Raw genomic sequence first — 23,770 nt, 5'->3', positions numbered from 1 at the left:
CTCCAGGCCCTCGGTGGTCAGCCCGGGCATGTGGTGGGGGTTGCGGAGGGTGGCGTAGCCGCCGATCTGGCGGGGGACGGTCGCGCGGCGGGCGGGGGCGGGGGCGCGGTGGGCGGGGGCGGGGGGGGCGGCGGGGGGGGGGTGGGGGGTGTCCCCGGGGGCCGCCCCCGGCCCGCTGGCCCCCGGCCCGGTGGACCCGGCCCCGGGGCCCCGGCCGCCTCGGGGGAACTACTTCGCGCGCCGGGCCCGTCGGGCGCGGCGGGCGAGCACCGCGGCGGTCAGTACGCCGGCGACGGTGGCCAGCGCGGTGCGGTTGGCCCGTGCCACGGTCGCGGCCCGGCCGGCCGTGGCCCTGGCGGAGTCGAGGTTGCGGTGCCCGGCGAGACGTCCGGCGCGGGCGGCGGTGTCCCGGAGGCGCGTCGCCGCCCGGAGCGCCCCGGCGAGGACGGGGTCGGGTGTCTTGTCCTCCACGAGACGCCCGACGTGCACGGCCGTGTCCCGGAGGCGGCCTGTCGCACGTTCGACGTGACCCCGGAGCTCCGCCGGGGTGGGGACGGACTTCTCGTTGGCGTGCGGTATCAGCGTCATGGCGATGCCCTCTCCTTGAAGTAGTCGTTCTCGGCTCGCAGTTGTGAGCGTTCGGGTGTGTGCTGCGCGGGTACCCGGCAACGGCGCGATCACGCGCGCGGGGGCCGGGGAACGTGCCTGTCAGCCCGCTCCGCGCGGCCGACCACCAGGGTGAGACGTGGACGGCGGCGGCGCAGGCGGCCCCCGCGAGCAGGCCGGGAAGGGCGACCACACGTGGTCTCAGCACATCGCGCTTGTGTCCCCGAGCCGGGGCCATGCGGCGGGCGGCGGGCCTGCTCAGGGCAGGCGGCACGGCCGTGGGCCCGAACTCGCGGAGTTCGGGCCCACGGCCTCGCAGCGGTCGACTCGGGCCGGTCAGAGCGGCGGGAGTCCGAGACGGGTGGTGGCGTAGTAGGTGCCCAGTTCCTGGTGGTAGTCCCGGTCGCCGAGGTGCTTCTCCCGGTGGAACTCGGGGGCGTCCTTGATCTGGCCCTTGGTGCGGTCGACGTAGACGATCCGCTCCTCCGGGTCGATGCTGACGACGGTGCTGGCCGGCAGCAGGACTTCCTTGCCGAAGATCCAGACCCCGGTGTCCACGACCAGGTAGGCGTCACCGACCTCGTCGGAGTGCTTGTCCACCTTGCCGATGCTGCCGTCGGTCGCCTCGACCTTGTAGCCGGTCAGATCGGTGCCGGCCAGGTGGCCCGAGGTCGACTTGTAACTCCACACATGCTCAGTCACGCGGAAACAACTCCTCCGATGGACGGGGGACGGCGGGGGACCCCGGCCGTCCGTCCTTCTTCGTACGTCGTGCACGGGGGTGTTCGTGCGCCCCGCGAACTCCGCCTGCCCCGCCTCCGGCGCCTCATGCACGCGGCCGGGACCGCAGGGGCCGCGGGCCCGGGCGCCGCCGGCCCGGCCCGGACCCTATGCTGCGGGGATGATCAGGCCGATTGAACTCGTCATATTCGACTGCGACGGCGTCCTCGTCGACACGGAGCGCATCGCGACGCGCGTCCAGGTCGCCCTGGGGTCGGAGCTGGGTTGGCCGCTCACCGAGGGCGATGTGATCGACCTGTTCATCGGGCGGTCCAACGCCTCGGTACGGGACCAGGTCGCGGCCCGGCTCGGCGAGGAGACGGCCGATGTCTGGGCGAAGCGGTTCGAACAGCTGCACCGCGAGGCGGTGGACGCCGGCCTGACACCCGTCGAGGGGCTGCCCGAGGCGCTCGACGCGATCACCCTGCCGACCTGCGTCGCCTCCAGCGGCTCGCACGAGAAGATGCGCCACACCCTGGGCCGCACCGGTCTCTACGACCGTTTCGCGGGCCGCATCTACAGCGCCACGGAGGTGGCGCGCGGCAAGCCGGCGCCGGACCTGTTCCTGTACGCGGCGCAGCGGATGGGCGTCGATCCGGCGTCCTGCGTGGTGGTGGAGGACAGCCGTCCGGGTGTCGACGCGGCCCGCGCCGCCGGGATGCGGGCTTTCGGTTTCGGGGGCGGGATGACCCCGGCGGAACGGCTCGAAGGGCCGGGGACGCGGGTGTTCCACGACATGCGCGACCTGCCCGCTCTCATCGCGGCGGGATGACGGGGGCCGGGGCCGGCCGTCCCGCCGGCGTGCATCCCGTCGCGCGCTTCCCCGCCGGCCTGTTCCCCCGCCGGCCTGTTCCCCCGTCGGCGGCCACGGCCCCTGAGCAGGGCTTCGCCGCGCTTCCTTTAGAGTGCTTCCGGCCCCTCCTCGCGCCTGCGGCCCGCCCCGCGGCGCGAACCGAACTGTCCGAGGGCCCGACCGAGGAGCAATCGTGACCGACCAGGCGTCCATATCGCTGCAGCAGGAGATCGCCCGGGACCTCCAGGTGAGCGCGTCCTTCGACGCCCGGCAGGAGATCGAGCGCCGCGTGGCCTTCCTCGCCGACCGGCTGCTCTCCACCGGCCTGCGCTCGCTGGTCCTGGGCATCAGCGGCGGTGTGGACTCCACGACCGCGGGCCGGCTGTGCCAGCTCGCGGTCGAGCGGGTGCGCGCCGCCGGGCACGAGGCGACGTTCTTCGCGATGCGGCTGCCGTACGGCGTCCAGGCGGACGAGTCGGACGCGCAGTTGGCGCTGGAGTTCATCCGGCCCGACCGGGTTCTGACGGTCGACGTGAAGGCGTCGAGCGACGCCGCCCTGGAGGCGGTGCTGGCCGCAGGCGCGGTCTTCCGCGACGAGCACCAGCAGGACTTCGTACACGGCAACATCAAGGCCCGCCAGCGGATGGTCGCCCAGTACGCGGTGGCGGGCGCGCACGCGGGCCTCGTGGTGGGCACGGACCACGCCGCCGAGGCGGTGTCCGGCTTCTTCACCAAGTTCGGCGACGGTGCGGCCGACGTGGTCCCGCTCACCGGGCTGACCAAGCGCCGGGTCCGGGCGACGGCGGAGGCGCTGGGCGCGCCGTCCACGCTGATCTGGAAGACCCCGACCGCGGACCTGGAGACGCTGAAGCCGGGTCTGGCCGACGAGGAGGCGCTCGGCGTCACCTACGACGACATCGACGACGTCTTGGAGGGCAAGCCGGTCGACGCGGCCGCCCTCGACATCATCGTCAAGCGCTACCGCGCCACCGAGCACAAGCGCCAACTGCCGATCGCCCCCTGATGTCCGTCAGACAGCCGACCGGGCCGGGCACGGCCTCCGCGTGACCGTGCCCGTGCCCGTGCTGCCGTCACCGTACGTCGGGGAACAGGCCCGGGTGGTGTCCTACCGGGCCCGCGCCGGGGAGCGGGGCGTCGCCCGCTGCGGGACGCTCAGGCGGAGGTGGACAGGATGGGGTCCTCCGGCCTGCGGGCCGCGGGCCGGGTGCTGTCGGCGGCGACCAGGGCGAGCAGGACGGCGGCCGCCTCGCCCTGCAGGATCCGCGCGGCCTGCTTCAGCCGGCCCGGGTCGGGGACGGGGATGGACAGGGCCACGCATTCCGGGCTGCGGCCGGCGGTGATCGGCACCGCCGCGCACACCGTGCCGAGGGCGTACTCCTGGAGGTCGAGGAGGGGCGTGGTGGGCGGGCGGCCGTCGAGTTGCAGGAAGAGGATCCGCTGACTGGTGAGGGTGTGGGTGGTGAAGGGCGTGAGCGGGTGGCGGGACAGGTGATCGCGCCGGTCGTCGTGGTCCAGTTGGGCCAGAAGCGCCTTGCCCAGCGCGGAGGCGTGGGCGGCGGCACGGAAGTCGACCCACTCCTCGACGACGGGTGCGGCCGGGCCGTCCGCGTACTGGGTGATGGCGACCTCGCCGTCGGTGTACCGGGCGACGTAGACGGCGGCGCCGACCGCGTCCCGCAGCCAGGCCAGGGTCTCGCGCAGATGCCCGCGGCCCTCTCCGCCGTCCGTCTCGCTCGGCAGCAGGGCGTGACCGGCCGCGTAGGCGTCCGGTCCGATCGGCGCGGCCAGGTTGGCGCGGACCAGTTGCTCGACGGCCCGTACGAGGACCAGCTGCGGCAGCTTCGTCTCACGGGCGATCTGCGTCAGGTTCACCCCGCCCGAGTAGCGGTTGACGACCTCCAGGACGCGCAGGGCCTGGTGGACGGATTCCAGCGCCGGCGGCGCCGGGCGTTCTTCGGGGGATCTGCGGGCGGCATGGGTCGGCTGCGGCTGTTTCAGCGCTTCGAGGGGCCACCCGTTGGCCTGCTCCGTGAGGTGCAGCGGGTTGAGCCGGGCGTTCTGGGCGACGGCCACGGCGACCTGCGGGCCGGGGGTGTAGACCTCCCCCAGGTCGGGGTGCTCCTTGCGGGGGCGTGCCATGAGGGCCTGCCGCAGCCGCGCCGGGAGCCGCAACGGCGGCCGACAGGCCCGGCCCGTCCCGCTCCTCAGGGAGGTGAGGTCCTGGGTGGTGATGGGCGGGGACGTCCAGATGACGGAGGCTCCGAGGGCCTCTTCGAGGTCGGGCGGCAGTTGGGGCAGGGGCGGCAGGTGTTCGTCGGGCGGCAGGAGGCGGGCCTGACGCTTCCAGTACCGGGCGGTCGCGACCTCGGCGCGCGAGAGGTGATGGAGGTAGAGGCAGCGGGCGGCGGTCTGCGAGCCCGCGCCCGCCGCGTACTGGAACCAGAACTGCGCGCCCTCCGTGCGGTCGGCGAGGTGGAGCAGGCAGCCGAACAGCAGCGCCGAGTCCATGCCGTGGGGCCAGGAGTCGGCGGCCAGGGCGAGTTCGGCGAAGTCCCGGCTCTCCACGAGGCACCAGGTGAGGTCGTCCAGGCCGCGGGCGGCCCGCACGTGGCAGGCGGCGTCGAGGACCAGGTCGTCGGTCTCGGCGGGGACGGTCCGCCCGGGCCGGGGTGGGGCCGCGCCGGGGGCGGCCCCGGGCGCCGAGCGGGCACGGTCGGCGGCGATCCGGCGGGCGATGCGGCGCCGGGCGGCGCCTTCGTCGTATCCGGCGTACTCCTCCGCGAGCACCGTCGCGTCCGCCAGGGCCGCGTCCAGTCCGCACAGCGGCATGTCGCTCACTGGTCCTTCTCCTCTCCGGGGATCCGGTCCACCCCGAGTTCGCGGGACAGGGTTCGGCGTGCGCCGCGGATGTGCGAGCGGACGGTGGCGGGGGAGATCCCCATCATCCGGGCGACCGTGTCGCAGTCGTTGCCCAGCAGGAAGGCCAGCAGCACCACGTCGTACTGCCGCTCGGACAGGCCCGCGATGGCCGCGTACAGCCCGAGCTTGGACTCCAGCAGCTCCAGCCGTTCCCGGGAGGAGCGGCGCAGGGCGGCGAACCAGGCCGTCTCCACCATGGCCACCTGCCGGCCCAGCACGGCCAGCCGCCGCTCCACGTGCTCGCGCAGCACCGCCCAGGCGAAACCGTGCAGGCTCGCCTCCTTCAGTGCCTGGCGCCACACCTTCAGCAGGAAGGTGAACACGTCGTCGACGACTTCCTCGGCGTCCTTGGGATTTCCCAATTGCAGGTGGGCGTAGCGCAGATAGGCGCGGTGCTGCTGGGAATGGAAAGCGGTGAACTCCACTGGCAGCACTCCGGCCAGTTCGCTGGAGACGGCTCGGTCTCCGGACGGGTCGAATTCTCCTTCGTTCATACGCTCCCCCACAGCTGTTCACAGCCGCCCGCCGGGGTGGCGGGGGCGTGACGCCGGCGGGCCGCGGGGCGGGCTGGGAGACGTTCGGGGGACGGCCCGTCGGATCCTCTCCCCGCCCCGCGGCCCGGCAGGCGCATGCGCTCCCGGAACACATCGGCTACGTCAACGCTGGCCACGGTGGTGGCTGACAGCGCGCGGGCGACCGTCTCGGCGACATTCACTTCGGAGCGAACCTTCCCGGTGGATGGTGCGTGACCGGCTGCCTGCCCCCGCACCAGCAGCCGCGGAGCGCCGGGCGCTCTCACTCACCACCCCATCGGAAAACGAGCCCTATCGTGCAAGCCGGTCCCCGGGAATCCCTGGAACGAAGCGCATTCACTTCTCCGCGCGCCCCTGACCCCCCGCGCACGCCCCCGACCTGCGGACCGCTCATCGCACCGGACAAGGCCTGCCCCGCCTCCACCGTGACAGACCCACACCAACCCTGACCTCTAGTGCCGCGCCAGGCAGCGTGTGCCCGTCAGGAGCGGCGTCCGGTGCGTGCTCTCGGCGTGCCGGCCGGAAGCGCTCGTACGGGACGTACGCGGCTTTCGGCCGGTGCGGCGAGAGTGCGTGCCGGACGCCGCTCCTTGCTCCACGGGGCAACTCGATACAGGCCCTAGCCGCGGAGAGCGGTGTTGCCGGTGATCGTGCCGTCCGTGCCCGACACGGTGACCGCGTGACGGACGCCGTCGGGGCCGAGGACGACGGCCAGCCAGGCGCCGCCACCGCCGTCCTGGGCGACCGCGCGCAGGCTCTCCACCTTGCCGCCCGACACAGCCGCCGCGGCCTTGGCGGCCGCGTCGCCGATGGACAGGGACGGCAGCGGCGCGGGCGCCTGGGCGCCCTTGCCCGAGCCCCCGCGCCCTTCGAAACGGCCGGGAACACCGGGGAGACCGGGGGCATCGGGGGCATCGGGGTGGCCGAAGCGCTCACGCACCCTGGGGCCGTTCTCGCCGCCGGGGGCCTTCCGTGCGCGCTCGTCGTCGGGCGCCTCGCCCTGCGGCCCCCGCTTGAGCCCGCCCGCGTGGCCGGGGTCGAGGCGGAGCACGTGCGGTCCCCGGCCGGCCCGCTCGTGGTGATGGTGGTGCTCGGCCACGGCCACCGCCGTGACCCCGCCGCCCACGACCACCACGACCGCGCCCGCCGCCACCCAGCGGGCGCGCGGGCCGCGGGGCACCAGCCGGGACAGCACCACGCGCTTGCGGGCGCCGGCCTCCGGCGCGTTCACGGGGCCCTGCTCGGGCGGCGGCGGAACGGATTCAGACATACGGTTGCTCCTTCTGACGACCGGACGCGGTGCCCGGCTCGCCCCAGAGCATGCCGAGCGGATGCTGAAGCCCGGCTGAAGCCGCCTGAAGACCTCTTCAGCCGGGCGCCGCGGGGGCCTGCGATCCTGTTCGGCATGCGCGTACTGGTGGTGGAGGACGAACGGCGGCTCGCCGTGGCCCTGCAACGGGGTCTGCAGTCGGAGGGGTTCTCGGTGGACGTGGCCCACGACGGGCCCCAGGGCCTGTGGATGGCGACCGAGCACGACTACGACCTGATCGTCCTCGACATCATGCTCCCCGGGCTGAACGGCTACCGGGTCTGCGCGAAGCTGCGCGCGGCCGGCAACGAGTCGGGGATCCTGATGCTCACCGCCAAGGACGGCGAGTACGACGAGGCGGAGGCGCTGGACACCGGCGCCGACGACTTCCTGTCCAAGCCGTTCTCCTACCTCGTGCTGGTCGCCCGGCTGCGCGCGCTCGGCCGGCGCACCGGTGGCCGGCGCCCGCAGGTGCTGCGGTTCGGCGACCTCCTGATCGACCCGGCCCGGCGCACCTGCTCGCGAGGCGCGGCGGAGATCCGGTTGACCGCCAGGGAGTTCGCGATCCTGGAGTACCTGGGCCGCCGGTCCGGCGAGGTGGTGTCCAAGCGGGACATCCTGGAGCAGGTGTGGGACGCCGCCTTCGACGGTGACCCCAATGTCGTGGAGGTGCACGTCAGCGCGGTCCGCCGCAAGGTCGACGCCCCGTTCGGCCGGGCCGCGCTGGAGACCGTACGGGGAGCGGGATACCGGCTGGCGGCCGACGGTGGCTGAACCCTCCCGCCTCCGCGGAAGTGTGGGCGACGTCCTGCGCTCGCTCCCCCGCACCGCCCTGCACCGGTGGCCGGTCCTGCGCCGGCTGTGGCCCACCACGGTCCGGGCCCGGGCCACCGCGGGCGCCGGTCTGGTGGTGGGCGCGGCCCTGGCGCTCGCCTCGTTCTCCCTGCTCGGGCTGCTGGAGGCCAATCTGCTGCGCAACGCGGAGAACGACGCGCGGCGGCAGGCCGAGACCGTGGCGCAGCTCGCCGCCACCGGGAAGCTCGGCCGGGCCCGTCCGGCGGGCCGCGCGGTGGAGTTCGTCCAGGTGGTGAGCGCGGACGGCCGGGTGCTGTTCTCCAGCCCGAACCTCCTCGGGGTGCCCCCCTTCCCGCCGGCCCCGCCCGAGACGCCGGGGACCCGGCTGCACACCTGGCGGGTCCGTCCCGTCGACGGCGATCACCGTCAGCGGGTGGTGCAGGTCGTCACGCAGACGCCGGACGGCCCGGCCACCGTCTACGCGGGTGCCTCGCTGCGCGACGCGGACGCGGCCGACGATGTCACCACCGCGGCGCTCGTCATCGGCATGCCGTTGCTCCTGGCCACCGTCGTCCTCGTGACCTGGCGGGTCACCGGGCATGCGCTGCGGCCGGTGGAGGCGATCCGTGCGGAGGTCGCCGGGATCTCCGACCGGGACCTGCACCGCCGGGTGCCGGTGCCCGCCACCCGCGACGAGGTCGCCCGGCTGGCCGAGACGATGAACGCCACGCTGGACCGGCTGGAGGCGTCCGGCATCCGCCAGCGGCAGTTCATCGCCGATGCCTCCCACGAACTGCGCAGCCCCATCACCGTGCTGCGCACGCAGCTGGAGGTGGCCCTGGCCGTCCGGGACCCGGAGCTGTGGCCCGAGCTGATCGGCGGCGCCCTGGAGGACATCGAACGGCTGCAGCGTCTCGCGGCGGATCTGCTGCTGCTCGCCCGTATCGACGCGGCCCAGCCCGTGGCGGCCGTTCCGCTGGACCTGGCCGCCCTGGTGCGGGAGGTGCTGGAGGCCCGGCTCGGCGACCGGGTGCCCGTACGGGTGGACCTCGCAGCAGATGTCGAGGTCACGGCGGGGGCCCTGTGGCTCGGCCGTGTCATCACCAATCTGGTGGACAACGCGCAGCGGTACGCCGAGCGGGCCGTGGACGTGACGCTGCGCACCGCGGGCGGCGGCGCGGGGCGGCGTACCGCCGTGCTGGAGGTCGTCGACGACGGGCCGGGGATCCCCGGGGCCGACCGGGAGAGGGTCTTCGAGCGGTTCACGCGGCTCGACGACTCGCGCAGCCGTGACCACGGCGGAGCCGGCCTGGGCCTCGCCATCGCCCGTGACCTGAGCGCGCACCACGGGGGAACGCTGACGGCCGAGGACTGCGCGGGCGGCGGCGCCCGGCTGGTCCTCAGGCTGCCGCTGACGCCGCGGTCCCGGCAGGGTGCGAAGGACGCGCTCTAGCGGGTCTCGCCGGCGAGCGGGCATTCGCGGCGGGATGACGGGCAGATGGGGCATATGGCCAACGAACGAGAACCCCACGCGTCCGGGACCGCCGAGCCGGAGCTGCCCACCCCGGTTCCGGAGAACGAGGACCCTGTCACGCCCGACCTTCCCCCGCTGGGCCCTCCGGCGCCCGATCTGTGGACGGCCGAGGAGGACGGCGAGGACGGCGAGGACGCGCCGCGGTCCGAGGCGGACCACCCGGCCGAGGCCGAGGATCCCGAACCTCAGGAGCCCACCGACTGAGCCCCGGGGTTCAGCGGGTGTGGCGGTGTCGGCCGTGCTTGGGCGGGTGGTGGTCGGTCGTCAGCAGGACGAGAGCCAGTCCGAGCGGCAGCAGGAACAGCAGAAGAAGTGTCATGGGGCGCTTGTGCCCCGCCTGCTGCGGCCGACACGGCCGACCTCCCGTCCGCCGTCCCGGGGCCCTCCGGGGCCAAGATCCAGGGGGTCTATAGTTAGGTGACCCTAACCGGGGTTCCCGCGAGTGCTCCGCGTTCGCCCGAGCCCTGCCGAGCAGAAACCGGAACCTGCATGAGACCCGACTCCACCGCCCTCACCCCGCCGCGCGCCGACGTGCTCACCGAGACCGTCGAAGGTTTCGGCACGGTCCGCTTCACCCCGGTCGACCCCGCCACGGACTCCGCCGTGCTGCACTCGTGGGTCGTCGAGGAGCGCGCACAGTTCTGGGGTATGAACGGCGCCAGCCGGGAACTGGTCCAGGAGATCTACGAGGACGTGGACCGCCGCGACACCCACCACGCGTACATGGTCCGGCTGGACGACGAGCCGGTGGCGCTCTTCCAGACGTACGAGCCGACCGAGGACCGGATCAGCGAGTGCTACCCGGTGCGGGAGGGCGACATCGGCGTGCACCTGATGCTGGCGCCGGTGACCGTCCGGCCCCGGCCCGGGTTCAGCAGGACCCTGATGGGGTCGCTCATCCGGTTCACCTTCCGCGACCCGGCCGTCCTGCGCATGGTGGCCGAGCCCGACGCCGCCAACGACAAGGCCGTCGCCCTGGTGGACCGCCTCGGCTTCGTCCGGCAGGGGGAGATCACTCTCCCCGAGATCGACCTGCCCGAGGTGTACCTCCCCGAGAAGCGGGCCGTGCTCGCTTTCATGGAACGCCCGGCCGTACTCCCGACGGCCGTGGCGGTCGACGCCTCGTAGCGCTGTGGCCCGGATGGTGTGCCGGGGGCCGTGTGCTACCCGGCAGCCACCACCTGGCCCGCCGTGACCTGGGGAGGGTTGGGGAGCAGCGAGGCGAGGTTCTCCCGGACGAAGTCGGCCGCTCTGCCGACCGATTCATCCGCCCCGGCCCGGTCCTCGTAGACGCTGGTGGACACCATCACCCCGTCCCCGGCGTCGACCCAGTAGTAGGCCACGAATCCCGGGACTCGGCGGAGGACGGCCACGAAGCCCTCGTCCACCAGGCGTCCCGCCTCGGCGGGGTCGGTCACCCCTTCGTAACGCCGGATCACCGCGAACACGGATGGTCTCCTCACTTGTCGAGAAAGAGGATCTCGTCGGAAGGACGCGGCATCCGCAGGGTCTTCCCGTCCTCGCTGATCCTGATGAGCCTGTGCAGTCCGGTCTGGGTCCTGCCGTCCGGCAGGAAGCGGTACTCGTCGGCGGCTCCGGCGAGGTAGGCGGAGAAGCCTGCGAGCGAGGTGATGTCCGAGCCGGAGTCCAGGTAGTCCTTCAGCCGGCGGAACAGTTTGGGCAGGATCACCACGCCCGTGTCGTCGTCCGTGATCGATCCGATGTCGGCGATCAGCGCCCCTTCGGCGGTCCTGTCCGCGCCCCACAGCCCCTTGGGCGGCACTGCGGCGCGGGCCGCGCGGGCGGCGTCCCGGAGGACGTCGCGCAGATGGCCGGGCAGGCCCGGATAGAACATCGGGTACGCCAGGCCGTCCTCGACCAGGCGGTAGTTGGCGCTCCTCTTGATCAGGGCCTCGTCGACCGTGACCTCGTAGCCGCTGTACACGGGCGGGCGGACGCTGCCGTCGAAGGCCAGCGCGATGCAGCGACCGTAGGCGTCGGCGCCGCTGGTGAGGATGAATCCCGGGACCTGGACGGGTTCGGTGGTGACGGTTTCGTTCTCGTGACGGTCGATGCCGGTGAATCCGAGGTACCTCAGCAGCGCGTCGGCGGCCTCGCGCCCGAACTTCCTCGGCTGGTGGCGCTCGGGACCGTAGCCCGGCTTCCTGTAGTGCGTCTCCAACGCGTCCACGCCCTCCAGGCGCACGGCGGCCCGGCCGTCCGCCTTGGGCACGACGCGGGCCCGGCCGCCCACGAGCTTCCAGTCCGCCACGTCGTCGGGGATGAAGGGGAGGGTGTCGCCGTCCGGCTCGGCACCGCCGTCCACCCGGAACGACCCTTTGATCAGCAGCATGGACACGATGCCTCCCGGGAGACGACGCAGACTGTCACTTTCCGTAGTGAACGTCACTCACGGTACACGGAGTTCCCGGAAAAATGCGGTGCCCCGGCCCCGGCCGGTCCCTAGACTCGCCGTGCGCGCTGCCGCCAGGGCCCTGCGCGCCGCATACCGAGTCCGAAGAGAAGGGGAGCAAGCGCCATGTGCACCTACCGCACCGCCGCCTTCGCTCCCCCGTCCCGGTACGACGTGATCCCGGTGTCTCGTGACGCCCGGTGCCGGCTGCGCGGCCGTCACCGTATGCCCGTGACGCACCTTTAGGTTCCGTCCCCCTCGCCCGTCTTCCGTACGCCACCGCCTGCCCGGACCCGCTCCGGACGGGACGGCCGGCCACGGCTGCCGCCGCACACGGCTGCCCGTCGCGGCTGCCGGTCGCGGGTGAGGGGGGCCGTCGTCAGGGAATTCGCGCCGCCCTCTTCATCTCTTCACTCGAAAGGCCTCGGGCCATGCGCGCCAACGGACGCCCCCTCACCACCACTTCCCCCACCGCGGTCCGCAATCTGGGCATCCTCGCCCATGTGGACGCCGGCAAGACCACGATCACCGAACGGATCCTGTTCGCGACGGGTGCCATCCACAAGCGGGGCGAGGTGCACCACGGCACGACCGTCACCGACTACGACCCGCAGGAACGCGACCGCGGCATCACCATCTTCGCCGCGGCTGTGAGCTGCACCTGGAACGGGCACCACGTCAATCTGATCGACACCCCCGGGCACGTCGACTTCTCCGACGAGGTGGAACGCTCCCTGCGGGTGCTCGACGGCGCCGTAGCCGTGTTCGACGCCGTCGCCGGGGTCGAGCCGCAGAGCGAGACGGTGTGGCGGCAGGCCGACCGGCACGGCGTGCCGCGGATCGCGTTCGTCAACAAGCTGGACCGGGCGGGCGCCGACCTCGACACGGCCGTCGCGTCGATCCGCCGTCGCCTGGGCGTCGTCCCCCTGGTGGTCCAACTGCCCATCGGTCAGGAGGACGCCTTCACCGGGGTCGTCGACCTGGTGGCCATGCGCTCGCTGCGCTGGACGACCGGTTCCGCCGCCGTCGAGTCCGGGCCGGTCCCCGAACCGCTGCGGGAGGAGGCCGGCCGGCGGCGCAGGCTGCTGGAGGAGACGGTGGCCGAGCTGCACGCCGAGGCGCTGGAGGAGTTCTGCGCGGATTCCGCGCTGAGCGACGGAACACTGGCCCGGGCCCTGCGGGAGCTGACGCTGCGCGGGGACGGCGTCGTGGTGCTGTGTGGATCGGCGTACCGCAACCGCGGGATCGAGCCGCTGCTGGACGCGGTCGTCGCGTACCTGCCGGCGCCCGCCGACATGCCGCCCGTACGCGGTACGGCGGACGGGTCGGAACAGGAGCGCGCCCCCGACCCGGCGGAGCCGTTCGCGGCCCTCGCCTTCAAGGTGACGTCGACACCGACGGGGCGGCTCACCTACCTGCGGATCTACGCCGGCACGCTGCGCAAGGGCGGGACGGTACTGGACGCGGCCACGGGCCGTACGGAGCGGGTGGGCCGGATCCTGCGGGTCCAGGCCGACCGCCACGAGGAGAAGGAGGAAGCGGTGGCCGGTGACATCGTCGCCGTGATCGGGCTCAAGTCCGCCCGCGCGGGCACGACCCTGTGCGCGCCGGGCGCGCCTGTGGTCCTCGAACCGCCCACGGTGGCCGAGCCGGTGGTGTCCGTGGCGGTCGAGGCACGTCGGAATGCCGACACCGGCCGGCTGGCGTCGGCACTGGCGCGGCTCGCGGAGGAGGACCCCTCGCTGGTGGTCCGGGCCGACCCGGAAACGGGGCAGACCGTGCTGTCGGGGCTGGGTGAGCTGCACCTGGAGGTGGCGGTGGAGAAGATCCGCCGCGGCCACGGGGTGGAGGTCGTCGTGGGCCGCCCGCAGGTCTCGTACCGGGAGACCGTCGTGCGCGGGGTGAGCGGCCTGGTCCACCGGCATGTCAAACAGGACGGTGGCGCGGGCCAGTTCGCGCACGTCGTGCTGGACGTCGAGCCGCTGGAGGAGCCGGTCTTCGAGTTCCGCTCGACGGTCGTCGGCGGGCGGGTGCCTCAGGAGTACGCGCGCGCCGTGGAGGCCGGCTGCCGGGACGCGCTCACCGAGGGCCCGGTCGGCGGGTACCCGGTGACGGGGCTGCGCGTCACGCTCACCGACGGGGCGACGCACTCCAAGGACTCCTCGGAGATGGCGTTCCGGGCGGCGGGCCGGTTCGGGCTGCGCGAAGCGCTGCGGCTGAGCACGATGGAGCTGCTCGAACCGATCGTGGAGGTCACGGTGAGCGTCCCGGAGGACGGCGTCGGGAGCGTGCTGGGTGACCTCGCGGCCCGCCGCGGCCGGGTCTCGGGCCAGGCCGCCGAGGCCGGCGCCGCGGTGATCACGGCGGCCGTGCCGCTGGCCGAGCTGTTCGGGTACGCGTCCCGGCTGCGGGGCCGGACCCAGGGCCGGGGCGTCTTCACCACCAGGCCGGCCGGTCTGGCACCGGTACCGGCCTCGGTCGCTGGGGCCCTGCCGGGCCGGTGACCCGCGCCGCACCTCCGCCCCGCCCCGGCTTCGGGGGCAGGGCGGGGGTGCACCGCCTATGCTGCTGCGGGTTCCGCTTCCGGGGGCTTTCCGGCAGACAGGAAGGGTGAACATGTTCGAGTCGGTGCAGGAGAATCCGTACCCCGACAGCCACGTACTCGGCGAGGGTCCGGACCCGCATCCCCTCCTTGAGCCCGTGCTGCCCCTGCTGGGGCGCTGGCACGGCCGGGGCCAGGGCGGGTATCCGACGCTGGAGGACGACTTCCGCTACGCGCAGGAGGTCACCTTCAGCCACGACGGACGCCCCTTCCTGCGCTACGAGGCACGGGCCTGGCTGATCGACGGCGCCGGGGCTCCGGTGCGGCCGGCGGGACGCGAGGCGGGGTGGTGGCGGGTGACGCCCGACGCCTCCCTGGAGGTCGTGCTCGCGCACCCCACCGGGATCGTCGAGACCTGTGTGGGGCGGGCGTCCGGTACGCAGTTCGAGATCGAGAGCAAGGACGTGTCGCTGACGCCGCTGGCCAAGGAGGTCACCGGTACGCGGCGCCGGTACACCGTCCAGGGCGGGGAGATGACGGTCGTCCACGACATGGCCGCGGTGGGCCGGCCCCTCCAGCACCACCTGACGACGCAGCTGCGCCGGCGTCCCTGAGGGGGTGTCCGCACAGGAGCGCCGGCCGCCCGCAGACGCCGCCCGGCCCGGCGCACTCCCAGCGGTGCTGGGGAGCGGCTTTGCGGACACGGCCCGGCGGTTCACCCGGCTGCGCGGCCAGGGCTGCGGCGGCTCCGATGAGTGCCGTCGCATAGTCGTGGCAGGCCGGGGCGAGGCGCCGTGCCGGAGGGAGCGATGGTGGTGGACATCAGACGACGCGCCGCGCTGGCGGCGCTGCTCGCCGCAGGGCTCGTACCGTGCTCGGGTGCCCGGGCCGCGAACGGCGCGGCTGTCCCCGCCGGCCCGCGCCCGCCGGCCTCGCTGCTCGGCGGTGAGATCCGCCGGCTTCCCACTTCCCGCAAGGTCGTGGCGCTCACCTTCAACGCCGCATGGGACGAGGCCGGGATCGACACCGTCCTGGCGGAACTGCGGCGGCGCGGGCTGCCCGCCACCTTCTTCCCGACCGGCGCCTTCGCCGACGCGCACCCCGGGGCGGTGCGCACGATCGGTGCGGCGCACGGCCTGGGCAACCACTCGTACAGCCATCCCTACTTCGAGGACCTCGGCACTGCGCAGCGGGTGGCGGAGGTACGCCGCGCCGACGCGGCGATCCGGTCGGCCTCGGGTACGGAGCCGCTGCCGTTCTTCCGCTTCCCCTACAGCGCCACGACGCGGGACTCCGTCGCCGACGTCAACGACCTGGGATACGCGGCGGTCGAGTTCACCGCCGACACCAACGGCTACCTCGGGCCGCGGGGCGGCATGAGCGTGGAGGCCGCCGCCGAGCGCGCCATCGACGCCCTGTCCCCCGGAGCGATCATCCAGATGCACGTCGGCAGCAATGGCGACGGCATCGTCCTCGACGCCGAGGCCCTCCCTCTGATCATCGACGCCGCCGAGGCCGAGGGCTACACGATCATCGACCTGCGTGCATTCCTTGTCCCGTGACCTGGTTGCTGTGGCACGGGGCACGGGGCACGGGGCACGGGGCACGACATGGTGGCATACCGAACGGGCCGAAGCGCCTGCGGTGGGCTGACGCCGAGTGGGAAGGGACTTGACCTCAAGTGAGGTTCAGGTCGGAGGCTTCTGCGTATGGCGCGGGCGGACCACCGCCCGCCCGGTACTTCATACGTTGGGGGAACTCTCATGTCGAGCGGTGCACTGCAGAACTCCGGCCCTGCTACGGCCGCGGCCGCCGCCTCACCGCCGGCCCGCCGTTCCGGCTTCGGCTGGTGGAAGGTGCTGGTCACCGGCGCGGCCGGCGCGACGGTGGTCAATCTGGTCGTCTTCGCCGTCGCCAAGCTGGCCGGTGCGTCGCTCGTCGTCATGGACGCCGGCGAGCAGCACCCGATCACGATCGGGGGCGTCATCGGTTCCTCCGTCGTCCCGCTGGTCGTCGGGACGGGCGCCGCCCTGGTGTTGGCCCTGTGGAAGCCGGTCTTCCTGCGGATCGCGCAGTACGTGGGCAGCGGGCTGGCACTGCTGTCGGTCGCCGGCCCGCTGTCGGCCGACGCCGACGGCGGTACCGTCGCGGCCCTCTCCCTCATGCACCTCACCCTCGGCGTGGCGGTCTTCACCACCCTTCAGCTCCACCGCCGCCACCGCCGCCACCGCTGAGGCCGCGGACGCCTCCCCCGGTCGTGCTGCGGTACGCCCGGGGGCCTGCGGAAAACCCGGTGCGTGAGGGGGTGGGGGAACGCGTAAGGTCTCCCTGTTGATCAGGGGGAAGGGACACACGTGCAGGTCAGAACCAGACGCGGGTTTCTGGGCGCGGCCGCGGCCATCGCCGTGGCATCGTCCGTCGGCGCCTGTGGAGGACGGGGCGCGGCGGGCGACGACCCGCTCGACGTGTCGGATGGCGCGAAGCTGCCCGGGGCCCCGGAGTCCATGGCCGCGGACGGCACCACGATCGTGCTCGGCAACCCGTCCGCTTCCCTCTCGGTCCGGATCTACGAGGACCTGAGCTGCCCCGCGTGCGCCGAGTTCGAGCTGGAGGGCACCGGCCCGTACCTGAAGCGCGCGGCCCAAAACGACGCACTGCAGCTGCAGTTCACGCTCGGGTCCTTCCTCGGTCCCGGGTCGAAGTTCGCCGCGAACGCGCTGCGCGCCACCGTGGACCGGAACAAGTTCGCCGAGTACCACGAGCTGCTGTACCGCCACCAGGCGAAGGTCCGTAAGTCCGGCGGCTTCACGCGGGACCGGCTGCTGGCCCTGGCGGTCATGGTCCCGGGCCTGCGCGGCCCGGAGTTCGACGCGGCCGTACTGGAGACCAGGCACCGGGAGTTCGTGGAAGCCTCGGACCAGGCGCTCGACACGTCGGGGGTCACGGCGACTCCCACGATGGCGATCAACGGCGCCCTGGTCCCGTCGGGCAGCCGCGCGCTCTACGAGGACCGCGACCGCCTCCACCGCCGGCTGAGGAAGACCGGGGTTCCGCGGTGATCGACGGGGAACCGGTCAGGCTGCGCCTGCTGCGGTCCGACGACGCGGAGCGTCACCTCCGCCGGCGCAACGGTCCCGACGTGGTGCGCTGAGCCGCCGCCGGTGACCCGTGCTTCGGCCCCGTCACCGCGGAGGTGGTCGGGCTCGGCGCCGTCACCATGCTGAGGCCCGTCCCGAGGGGCCGGCCGCGCAACGGTGGCGAACGCGCCCTCCGCGCCTTCGACGGGTTGGGCTTCCGCGAGGAGGGCTGCCGCCGGTCGGCCGTGTCGGTGGTTCTGACGCTCCCTCCGGCCGAACGCCTCGCCTTCGTCCTGCACGACCTGTTCGCCGCGCCTTTCGACGAAGTCGCCCCGGTCCTCGGGCGCATCGCGGCCGCGACGCGGCAGCTCACCAGCCACGGCCGCCGCCGGGTGCAGGGCGTCGTACCCCGCTCCGGATCCGGACCCCGCCTCGACGACCTTGAGCGCCTCGCGCGCATGGACCTGAGCGCCGTCGCCGTCGCCGACTGACCGGCCGACTCGGCCGGCCCGACCGACTCGGCTGACTCGGCTGACTCGGCTGACAGAACCGAACCGCGGGCCGGCCTCGTTCCAGCCCTGCCGCCCGTCCGCCCACACCGCTTGGCTGCCCCGCCGTGGGACGACCCACCCTCGTACCACAGCACTTGGGGACGGGCCGACCGTTGGGTTTCGGCAACTCGCAGGCTGCGTAAGGGAGCCGTGGGGCCTGCGGGCCCGCAGTCCGGGCACCGGTCCTCACCGCTCGTGACGGAGAGAATTCGGCAGGTAGTAATTAGGTGAATTCCTGACTGAATTCCCGTCAACAAGCCTCCGCATCATATCTCGATTTGGTAACAACCCACCCTGAAAGGACTGGACCTTTCGCATGCAACGCGCGTAACTGGCCTGCAATTACTGCAAGTTGAGTGTTCGTCAAATCATGCCGACAGGTAACGGAATGATTTCTCGGACCGCGCCCCCGTTTGTCCGAATTCTCCGCCGCATTTGTCTGGCAGGCTTCCGCGCACCCCACTAGTCCGACAACGATTTGAGGTGCCCATGACAGGACGTCGCAGACGCGCTGCAACCGATCACCGCCGCAAACCCCGGCGCTTGATACTCGCCACCGCCGCCGTGGCAGCGGGGGCGGTGATCGCCGCGGGCATCGCCTACTCCGGGCTCGGCGACGGTGCCCAGGCCGCCGGATCCGTCGAGGCCGCCGCCGCCTCCGCTCCGGCCGCCGCACCCGCCCGGGACCAGGAGCCGGAACCCCTCTCCGCGCCGCCCGCCAACGAGAACGCGCGCGGCATGGTCTACGACGGTCTGCAGCCGGCGCCCAAGGGCGACCGCTGCGTCGGCGTCTACCGCACCGGGGACGGGCTGTGCACGCACGGCCCCGACGCCCCGCCGAAGGGCGTCGACATCACGAAGGAGATCCCGCCGGCCGTCAAGGAGACGGCCCCGGCGGCCGATCCGGCCAAGCCCTCCACCGACGACCCGGCCACCAAGGAAGGCGGCGGGCGCCCACAGGACGCGCCCGCGGCCGACGCCGCGGCCACCAAGGACAGCGCGCCCGCGCCCGCCGCCGCCGAAGGCGGCCAGGCCGTCGCCGCGGGCCCCGCCGGCCAGACCGTCCAGTGCGACGGCGACGGCAGCACCGGCAACCGCGTACAGGTCGTGTACGTCCACGCCCCCGGAAAGGACCGCTACTCCGAGTACGTGGCCTCGTTCCGCAAGTGGGCGGCCGACGCCGACCTCATCTACTCGGCGAGCGCCAAGGAGACCGGCGGCGTCCGGCACATCCGCTACGTGACCGCCGCGGACTGCACCCCCACCGTGCTCAACATCGAGCTCCCGGCCAACGCCCTGGCCGAGTTCAGCGCGACCAACAACGCGCTCGCCGCCAAGGGCCTCGACCGCCGCGACCGCAAGTACATGATCTTCGCCGACAGCCAGGTCTACTGCGGCATCGGCACCTTCGCGGGCGACGAGCGTCCCGGCCAGAACAACCAGAGCAACTTCGGCCCGTCCTACGGCCGCACCGACTCGGGCTGCTGGGGCGGTCACACCGCCGCGCACGAACTCGGCCACAACCTGGGCGCCGTCAACAACAGCGCCCCGAACACCAGCCGTGGCGCGCACTGCACCGACGAGTACGACGTCATGTGCTACTCGGACACCCCGTACTACCCGAAGATGCGCAACATCTGCACCAACCAGGCGTCCGAGAACATCCTGGACTGCAACCACGACGACTACTTCCACACCAGTCCCAAGCCCGGCAGTTACCTGGCCACGCACTGGAACATCGCCGACAACCAGTTCCTGATGAAGACCAGGGGCGGAGGCGGCGGCACGGACCCCGGTCCCAACCCGACGCCGACGCCCACGAAGAAGCCTTCGCCGACGCCGACCAAGAAGCCCACCGGCGGACCGACGGCGACGGCGGCCCAGATCCAGTCCAACTCCGTCGTGGTGAGCTGGCCCAAGGTCGAGGGCACCGCCTGGTACCAGGTGATGCTGAACGGCAAGCACCTGGCCTGGGTCCAGTCGCAGGTGCTGCGCATCTACAACCTGCAGCCCAACACCTCGTACACGGTGACCGTGTCCGCCCGTGACGGCTCCGGCCGCGACAGCGGGCCCGGCAAGGCCGCGACGTTCCGTACGACCGGGGCCGGCGGCGGGGCGACCACCCCGGGCAGCCGCTACACGCTCGGCAACGGCAGCACCGGCATGGCCGCGGAGGTCTGGGGCGGCCGCACCGCCGACGGCACCGTGCTCGTCGGCGGCCGCGCCAACGGCTACGCCCAGCAGCAGTGGTACTTCGACGACGCGGGCAGCGGTCAGGTCCGCATCCGGTCCGCGGCTTCCGGCAAGTGCCTCCAGCCGGGCGGCGCGCCCGCCCCGGGCATGTGGGTCTCCCAGCAGGCCTGCGACAAGAACAACGGCGCGCAGGCCTGGAAGCTGACGTCCCGCGGTGGCGCGGTCACCGTGACGGATCCGAGCGGCGGCTTCGCCCTCACCGTCAGCAACCGCCCCTACTACGGGAACTGGCTGCTCGACCTCCAGCGTGCGGACGGCCGCGCGGCGCAGGCCTGGACCCTCCAGAAGTCCGGCTGAGCACTGCCGCCACGCCCGGTGCCGAGGCGCACTCCACGCCTCGGCACCGGGACCACCCCGTGACGCCGTGATCCCGCCCCGGCGGACGGCCGCCCCGTGCGGCCGTCCGCCGGTTCCCTCATCTCGACCGGAGCACCCCGACGATGCGCATACGAATCGCTCTCTCCGCCACCCTGGCCGCACTCGGTCTCATGTTCCTGATCCCCGCTGCGGCCCACGCCCACGGAGACACCCTGAAGGTGGTGGTGACCGGACAACGCGCCGGCCATGTCACCGCCGACATCACCTGGGAGAACGACGGGGACGCCGTCGACGAGACGGTCGCCGCCACCGTCAACGCGGTCAGCCCCGACGGCTCCCGCACGATGGGCCCCTGGCGCCTGGTGCGCGACCCGGCGGCGGCGCCGACCGGCTGGACCACGGCCGAGGTACTGCCGCCCGGATCGTGGAAGGTGACCGTCGAGGTGGGGTTCCCCGCACTCGGCAAGGGTGAGCTCGAAGTCGGCGTACCCGTGGTGGACCCGGCTCCGACCACCGGCGCGGGGACCACTGCCACCGGGGCGACGGACTCCGCGACCGGCGGCACTCCGGCCGTGTCGGCCCCGAGCCCCGCCTCCGCCTCCGGTTCCGCCGCATCGGGCCCCGCGGCCCCGTCGTCCCCCGCTCCGGCCTCCTCGGGCGCTCAGGCGGCCCCCGCTTCCGAGGGCGACGCCATCTGGTGGACCACGGCGGGTGTCGCTGCGACCGCCCTGGCGGGAGCCGGCGTGGGCCTGCTGCTGCGCCGGCGCCGGATGCGCGGCGCGTGCAGGACGTCGTAGCGCCCCTGCGATCGGGGCCCGCCACCACGCCGCGGGCGGCAGCGGTACGGCACGCAGCGCGCGCCGCGGCGGCGGCGGGTGGCAGGCAGCCACGGCCGGGCGCGTGCTCGCCCCGCTGACCGCCGCCGTGCCGGCGTTCCACTCGGCCGTGCCCCCTGCGGTGGGCCGCCTCGGCAGCGCGCCGAATCGTTCCCCCTGCCACCGTACGGATCAGCCTCCGGCGCCACCTACCCACGTGCTCAGGTACTCAGGTACGCCGTCCGTTGGGCCGCGTGGGTGAGGCAGAACGATACGTCCCGGGTGGGACCATCACCCCAGGTCCGGGACCCGCAAGGGTGGGGGCGTTCCTCCCCCACCCACCTCACGGGATACGTCATGCGTCTGCGCTCGGCCCTCACGGCCGCCACCACCGCCCTCGTGCTCGTCCTGTCGACCGCCGGGGCCTCCACGGCGGCAGTCGGAGAATTCCGCTACGCCTCTGTGGACCTGGACAACGTCCAGGTCCAGCACGCACTCTCGGACCCGGAGAGCGGGGTGTGCCACAACCTCGACATCACCGCAAACCTCCCCGCCCTTCTCGGACGCAACTACACCAACTCGACGGCCACCGTGTTCCGAGAGGCCGACTGCGAGGGCGACACCTGGTGGGTCGTGAACCCCGGCCTGCGGACCCCCGCCCTCGCACGCTTCCGCTCCGTCGTCTTCAGCTGACCGTTCCCCTGCCCCACCGCCCAGGGCCGCTCCCGTCTCCCGACGGGACCGGCCCTCCTGGCATCCTCACGGTTGCGATCACGCCTCACATCCGCCACCGGGAGCGACCACCTGCCGGTCGTCGCCCGCATCACGCTGGACCGGCCGTCCGCGTCACAGCCGAATCGCGATCTTGCCGCGTACCTGACCGCTTCTCAGCCGCCGGATGGCGTCGGGTACCTCGGCGAGCGGGTAGGTGCGGTCGACGACCGGGGTGACGGAGCCGGCTTCGATGAGTTCCGTGAGGAGGCGCAGGTCGCTGTGGTGCTGCTCCATGACGGCGAGCGAGCGCAGGCGCCCGCCGACGAAGGGCGACAGCAGGAGTGCGCCCAGCTGGCGTTCGTTGCCGCCGAGCCACCGGCCGCCGCCCTCCCCGCCGACGATGACGAGCGTCCCGCGGGCGGTGAGGGCGCGGCGCAGCCGCGACAGCGGCCGGTTGCCCGCGATGTCGAGGATGAGGTCGTAGCGGCGGCTGCCGTCGACCGGGTCCTCCCGCGTGTAGTCGACGACCTCGTCGGCGCCGATGGCGCGGACCAGGTCCGTCTTGGCGGCGCTGCAGACCCCGGTGACGTGCGCCCCGAAGGCCTTGGCCAGCTGCACGGCGTACGTACCGACGCCGCCCGAGGCGCCCAGTACGAGGACGCGCTGCCCGGCCCGGACCCGGCCGGCGTCGCGCAGGGCCTTGAGGGCGGTGACGGCGGACACGGGCACGGTGGCGGCCTCTTCGAAGCCGAGGCCTGTCGGCTTCGGGGCGAGGGCGTCCTCCTTGGCGCACGCGTACTCGGCGAACGACCCCTGGCAGCTGCCGTACACCTCGTCGCCGGGCCGGACCCGGGTGACGTCGGGCCCGACGGCCTCCACCCGCCCGGCGAGGTCCATGCCGGGGGTGCGCACGCGGGGCGCCCGGAGGCCGAACACGGGACGCAGTGCGTAGGGCAGGCCCGTCAGGAGGTGCCAGACGCCCTGGTCGACCGCGGCGGCGTGGACCCGTACGAGCACTTCGCCGCGCCCCGGGACCGGCCGGTCCACCTCGTCGAGCCGCAGCACGTCCGGGGGGCCGTACCGGTCCTGCACGATCGCTTTCATGAGTCGTCTCCTTCGTTGGCGGAGTACTGGAACACCGAGTCGAGCGGTACGGCGAAGACGCGGGCGATCTCGAAGGCCTTCTCCAGCGAGGGCGAGTAGCGGCCCTGTTCGATCGCGATGACGGTCTGCCGGGTGACGCCGATCCGGCGGGCGAGTTCGGCCTGCGTCATCTCGCCGGTGGCGAAGCGCAGGGCCCGGATCCTGTTGGTGACCCTCGTGGGCCTCACCACGGCTGGAAGCCGGTCCGGTAGGCGACGATCTTCGCCGTGGAGCCGAGCAGCGCCGACAGGACGAAGGCCAGGTAGACGGCGTTGGCGATCCAGAACCGGTCCGCCTCGGCCATGGCCAGGACGAGCGCGGCCACACCGCCCACGACGACGAACGACTGTCCGATGTGGTCGCCGAAGTGGTGGATCTCGCGGTCGCGCTGGTCCTTGGTCCTGCCCTCCTCGGGCGAGAGGAGGGCCACGGTGATGTGCAGCACGATGGAGGCGGCGATGGCCGAGCCGACGGTCCACAGCAGCGCGGCGACGTAGGGCTCCTGGGTGATCGGGCCGCCCCCGGACCGGCCGAGGACGACTGCCAGGTATGCCGTGTACGACACCACCGTGACCACGATCATGATCCAGGCGCGTTTCTCCTCGACGGCCATGCCCACCCTCCCCATGTAAAGAAAACCTGACACCCGAAGTG

The 23,770-nt window shown here is 73.2% G+C and carries 25 protein-coding genes; 15 read left to right on the top strand and 10 right to left on the bottom strand.

The annotated features are described in order from the left end of the window. Positions 1-228: 228 nt before the first annotated feature. Positions 229-588 carry a hypothetical protein gene (locus ACFWFZ_RS02500; protein ID WP_387115393.1) on the bottom strand — a complete coding sequence of 120 codons (360 nt, stop codon included), beginning with the start codon at positions 586-588 and terminating at the stop codon, positions 229-231. A gap of 354 nt (positions 589-942) precedes the next feature. Beyond that, complete coding sequence (locus ACFWFZ_RS02495) at positions 943-1,308, bottom strand: PRC-barrel domain-containing protein (protein WP_387115390.1); 366 nt, start codon at positions 1,306-1,308, stop codon at positions 943-945. A gap of 199 nt (positions 1,309-1,507) precedes the next feature. Here ACFWFZ_RS02495 and ACFWFZ_RS02490 point away from each other — a divergent pair, with 199 nt between their 5' ends. Beyond that, the gene (locus ACFWFZ_RS02490) at positions 1,508-2,158 is read left to right on the top strand and encodes an HAD family hydrolase (RefSeq protein ID WP_387115387.1); all 651 of its coding nucleotides are present in this window, start codon (positions 1,508-1,510) and stop codon (positions 2,156-2,158) included. A gap of 214 nt (positions 2,159-2,372) precedes the next feature. Beyond that, a complete protein-coding gene (gene nadE, locus ACFWFZ_RS02485) occupies positions 2,373-3,203 on the top strand; it encodes an ammonia-dependent NAD(+) synthetase (RefSeq protein ID WP_387115385.1) in 831 nt (276 codons plus the stop codon). Between the two features lie 149 nt (positions 3,204-3,352). Here nadE and ACFWFZ_RS02480 read toward each other — a convergent pair whose 3' ends face one another. From ACFWFZ_RS02480 to ACFWFZ_RS02470, 3 genes are all read right to left on the bottom strand, one after another. Next, the gene (locus ACFWFZ_RS02480; RefSeq protein WP_387116287.1) at positions 3,353-4,198 is read right to left on the bottom strand and encodes an IclR family transcriptional regulator C-terminal domain-containing protein; all 846 of its coding nucleotides are present in this window, start codon (positions 4,196-4,198) and stop codon (positions 3,353-3,355) included. An 836-nt stretch (positions 4,199-5,034) separates the two neighbouring features. Further along, complete coding sequence (locus ACFWFZ_RS02475; RefSeq protein ID WP_387115382.1) at positions 5,035-5,613, bottom strand: RNA polymerase sigma factor; 579 nt, start codon at positions 5,611-5,613, stop codon at positions 5,035-5,037. 658 nt (positions 5,614-6,271) lie between these two features. Continuing rightward, entirely contained in the window at positions 6,272-6,922 is a 651-nt protein-coding gene (locus tag ACFWFZ_RS02470; RefSeq protein WP_387115379.1) for a hypothetical protein, read from the bottom strand. A 135-nt stretch (positions 6,923-7,057) separates the two neighbouring features. Here ACFWFZ_RS02470 and ACFWFZ_RS02465 point away from each other — a divergent pair, with 135 nt between their 5' ends. The 4 genes from ACFWFZ_RS02465 (at position 7,058) to ACFWFZ_RS02450 (ending at position 10,418) form a co-directional block, all read left to right on the top strand. Then, positions 7,058-7,735, top strand: a complete 678-nt coding sequence (locus ACFWFZ_RS02465; protein WP_387115376.1) for a response regulator transcription factor — start codon at positions 7,058-7,060, stop codon at positions 7,733-7,735. Positions 7,736-7,811: 76 nt separating this feature from the next. Further along, complete coding sequence (locus tag ACFWFZ_RS02460; RefSeq protein WP_387116284.1) at positions 7,812-9,209, top strand: sensor histidine kinase; 1,398 nt, start codon at positions 7,812-7,814, stop codon at positions 9,207-9,209. A gap of 54 nt (positions 9,210-9,263) precedes the next feature. Then, positions 9,264-9,494, top strand: coding sequence for a hypothetical protein (locus ACFWFZ_RS02455; RefSeq protein ID WP_387115374.1), 231 nt, complete (start codon positions 9,264-9,266; stop codon positions 9,492-9,494). A gap of 285 nt (positions 9,495-9,779) precedes the next feature. Further along, a complete protein-coding gene (locus tag ACFWFZ_RS02450) occupies positions 9,780-10,418 on the top strand; it encodes a GNAT family N-acetyltransferase (protein ID WP_387115371.1) in 639 nt (212 codons plus the stop codon). Positions 10,419-10,453: 35 nt separating this feature from the next. Here ACFWFZ_RS02450 and ACFWFZ_RS02445 read toward each other — a convergent pair whose 3' ends face one another. Further along, the gene (locus ACFWFZ_RS02445; RefSeq protein WP_387115368.1) at positions 10,454-10,738 is read right to left on the bottom strand and encodes a hypothetical protein; all 285 of its coding nucleotides are present in this window, start codon (positions 10,736-10,738) and stop codon (positions 10,454-10,456) included. Positions 10,739-10,749: 11 nt separating this feature from the next. Then, complete coding sequence (locus ACFWFZ_RS02440; RefSeq protein WP_387116281.1) at positions 10,750-11,643, bottom strand: nuclease; 894 nt, start codon at positions 11,641-11,643, stop codon at positions 10,750-10,752. Between the two features lie 491 nt (positions 11,644-12,134). Here ACFWFZ_RS02440 and fusA point away from each other — a divergent pair, with 491 nt between their 5' ends. The 9 genes from fusA to ACFWFZ_RS02395 all read left to right on the top strand — a co-directional run bounded on the left by fusA (position 12,135) and on the right by ACFWFZ_RS02395 (position 21,952). After that, on the top strand, positions 12,135-14,207 hold the full coding sequence (gene fusA / locus ACFWFZ_RS02435) for an elongation factor G (RefSeq protein WP_387115365.1): 2,073 nt from the start codon (positions 12,135-12,137) through the stop codon (positions 14,205-14,207). A gap of 112 nt (positions 14,208-14,319) precedes the next feature. After that, positions 14,320-14,859 (top strand): FABP family protein, encoded by a 540-nt coding sequence (locus ACFWFZ_RS02430; protein ID WP_387115362.1) that lies wholly within the window; start codon positions 14,320-14,322, stop codon positions 14,857-14,859. A 195-nt stretch (positions 14,860-15,054) separates the two neighbouring features. Further along, positions 15,055-15,807, top strand: a complete 753-nt coding sequence (locus tag ACFWFZ_RS02425; RefSeq protein ID WP_387115359.1) for a polysaccharide deacetylase family protein — start codon at positions 15,055-15,057, stop codon at positions 15,805-15,807. 201 nt (positions 15,808-16,008) lie between these two features. Beyond that, positions 16,009-16,479 (top strand): DUF6069 family protein, encoded by a 471-nt coding sequence (locus ACFWFZ_RS02420; RefSeq protein ID WP_387115357.1) that lies wholly within the window; start codon positions 16,009-16,011, stop codon positions 16,477-16,479. A 120-nt stretch (positions 16,480-16,599) separates the two neighbouring features. After that, positions 16,600-17,304 carry a DsbA family protein gene (locus ACFWFZ_RS02415; RefSeq protein WP_387115354.1) on the top strand — a complete coding sequence of 235 codons (705 nt, stop codon included), beginning with the start codon at positions 16,600-16,602 and terminating at the stop codon, positions 17,302-17,304. Positions 17,305-17,462: 158 nt separating this feature from the next. Next, complete coding sequence (locus ACFWFZ_RS02410) at positions 17,463-17,813, top strand: hypothetical protein (protein WP_387115351.1); 351 nt, start codon at positions 17,463-17,465, stop codon at positions 17,811-17,813. A gap of 603 nt (positions 17,814-18,416) precedes the next feature. Further along, positions 18,417-20,423, top strand: a complete 2,007-nt coding sequence (locus ACFWFZ_RS02405) for an RICIN domain-containing protein (RefSeq protein WP_387115348.1) — start codon at positions 18,417-18,419, stop codon at positions 20,421-20,423. A 143-nt stretch (positions 20,424-20,566) separates the two neighbouring features. Then, positions 20,567-21,241: a hypothetical protein gene (locus tag ACFWFZ_RS02400; protein WP_387115346.1), complete on the top strand. Its 675-nt coding sequence runs from the start codon at positions 20,567-20,569 to the stop codon at positions 21,239-21,241. Between the two features lie 375 nt (positions 21,242-21,616). Continuing rightward, on the top strand, positions 21,617-21,952 hold the full coding sequence (locus ACFWFZ_RS02395; protein ID WP_387115343.1) for a hypothetical protein: 336 nt from the start codon (positions 21,617-21,619) through the stop codon (positions 21,950-21,952). Between the two features lie 153 nt (positions 21,953-22,105). On the opposite strand, the gene ACFWFZ_RS02390 is transcribed toward ACFWFZ_RS02395, so the two are convergent. Genes ACFWFZ_RS02390 through ACFWFZ_RS02380 form a run of 3 tightly spaced genes read right to left on the bottom strand, consistent with a single transcriptional unit; the run spans position 22,106 to position 23,729 of the window. Further along, a complete protein-coding gene (locus ACFWFZ_RS02390; RefSeq protein WP_387115340.1) occupies positions 22,106-23,077 on the bottom strand; it encodes an NAD(P)-dependent alcohol dehydrogenase in 972 nt (323 codons plus the stop codon). Continuing rightward, positions 23,074-23,307, bottom strand: a complete 234-nt coding sequence (locus tag ACFWFZ_RS02385; protein ID WP_387115338.1) for a helix-turn-helix transcriptional regulator — start codon at positions 23,305-23,307, stop codon at positions 23,074-23,076. Before ACFWFZ_RS02385 ends, ACFWFZ_RS02390 begins: the two co-directional genes overlap by 4 nt. Beyond that, on the bottom strand, positions 23,301-23,729 hold the full coding sequence (locus ACFWFZ_RS02380) for a hypothetical protein (RefSeq protein WP_387115335.1): 429 nt from the start codon (positions 23,727-23,729) through the stop codon (positions 23,301-23,303). Before ACFWFZ_RS02380 ends, ACFWFZ_RS02385 begins: the two co-directional genes overlap by 7 nt. Positions 23,730-23,770 lie beyond the last annotated feature (41 nt).

The organism is Streptomyces sp. NPDC060232, assembly GCF_042726555.1.
In the GTDB taxonomy this organism is placed as follows: domain Bacteria; phylum Actinomycetota; class Actinomycetes; order Streptomycetales; family Streptomycetaceae; genus Streptomyces.
Note: the sequence above shows the minus strand (reverse complement) of the source record. Positions and strands in the feature narration are given on the sequence as shown.

Coding starts and splice junctions, on each gene's coding strand:
- ACFWFZ_RS02455 (WP_387115374.1), top strand. CDS start 9,264: ATGGCCAACGAACGAGAACCCCACGCGTCCGGGACCGCCGAGCCGGAG.
- ACFWFZ_RS02440 (WP_387116281.1), bottom strand. CDS start 11,643: ATGCTGCTGATCAAAGGGTCGTTCCGGGTGGACGGCGGTGCCGAGCCG.
- ACFWFZ_RS02450 (WP_387115371.1), top strand. CDS start 9,780: ATGAGACCCGACTCCACCGCCCTCACCCCGCCGCGCGCCGACGTGCTC.
- fusA (WP_387115365.1), top strand. CDS start 12,135: ATGCGCGCCAACGGACGCCCCCTCACCACCACTTCCCCCACCGCGGTC.
- ACFWFZ_RS02490 (WP_387115387.1), top strand. CDS start 1,508: ATGATCAGGCCGATTGAACTCGTCATATTCGACTGCGACGGCGTCCTC.
- ACFWFZ_RS02465 (WP_387115376.1), top strand. CDS start 7,058: ATGCGCGTACTGGTGGTGGAGGACGAACGGCGGCTCGCCGTGGCCCTG.
- ACFWFZ_RS02470 (WP_387115379.1), bottom strand. CDS start 6,922: ATGTCTGAATCCGTTCCGCCGCCGCCCGAGCAGGGCCCCGTGAACGCG.
- ACFWFZ_RS02400 (WP_387115346.1), top strand. CDS start 20,567: ATGCGCATACGAATCGCTCTCTCCGCCACCCTGGCCGCACTCGGTCTC.
- ACFWFZ_RS02425 (WP_387115359.1), top strand. CDS start 15,055: ATGGTGGTGGACATCAGACGACGCGCCGCGCTGGCGGCGCTGCTCGCC.
- ACFWFZ_RS02410 (WP_387115351.1), top strand. CDS start 17,463: ATGCTGAGGCCCGTCCCGAGGGGCCGGCCGCGCAACGGTGGCGAACGC.
- ACFWFZ_RS02380 (WP_387115335.1), bottom strand. CDS start 23,729: ATGGCCGTCGAGGAGAAACGCGCCTGGATCATGATCGTGGTCACGGTG.
- ACFWFZ_RS02430 (WP_387115362.1), top strand. CDS start 14,320: ATGTTCGAGTCGGTGCAGGAGAATCCGTACCCCGACAGCCACGTACTC.
- ACFWFZ_RS02390 (WP_387115340.1), bottom strand. CDS start 23,077: ATGAAAGCGATCGTGCAGGACCGGTACGGCCCCCCGGACGTGCTGCGG.
- ACFWFZ_RS02395 (WP_387115343.1), top strand. CDS start 21,617: ATGCGTCTGCGCTCGGCCCTCACGGCCGCCACCACCGCCCTCGTGCTC.
- ACFWFZ_RS02500 (WP_387115393.1), bottom strand. CDS start 588: ATGACGCTGATACCGCACGCCAACGAGAAGTCCGTCCCCACCCCGGCG.
- ACFWFZ_RS02420 (WP_387115357.1), top strand. CDS start 16,009: ATGTCGAGCGGTGCACTGCAGAACTCCGGCCCTGCTACGGCCGCGGCC.
- ACFWFZ_RS02475 (WP_387115382.1), bottom strand. CDS start 5,613: ATGAACGAAGGAGAATTCGACCCGTCCGGAGACCGAGCCGTCTCCAGC.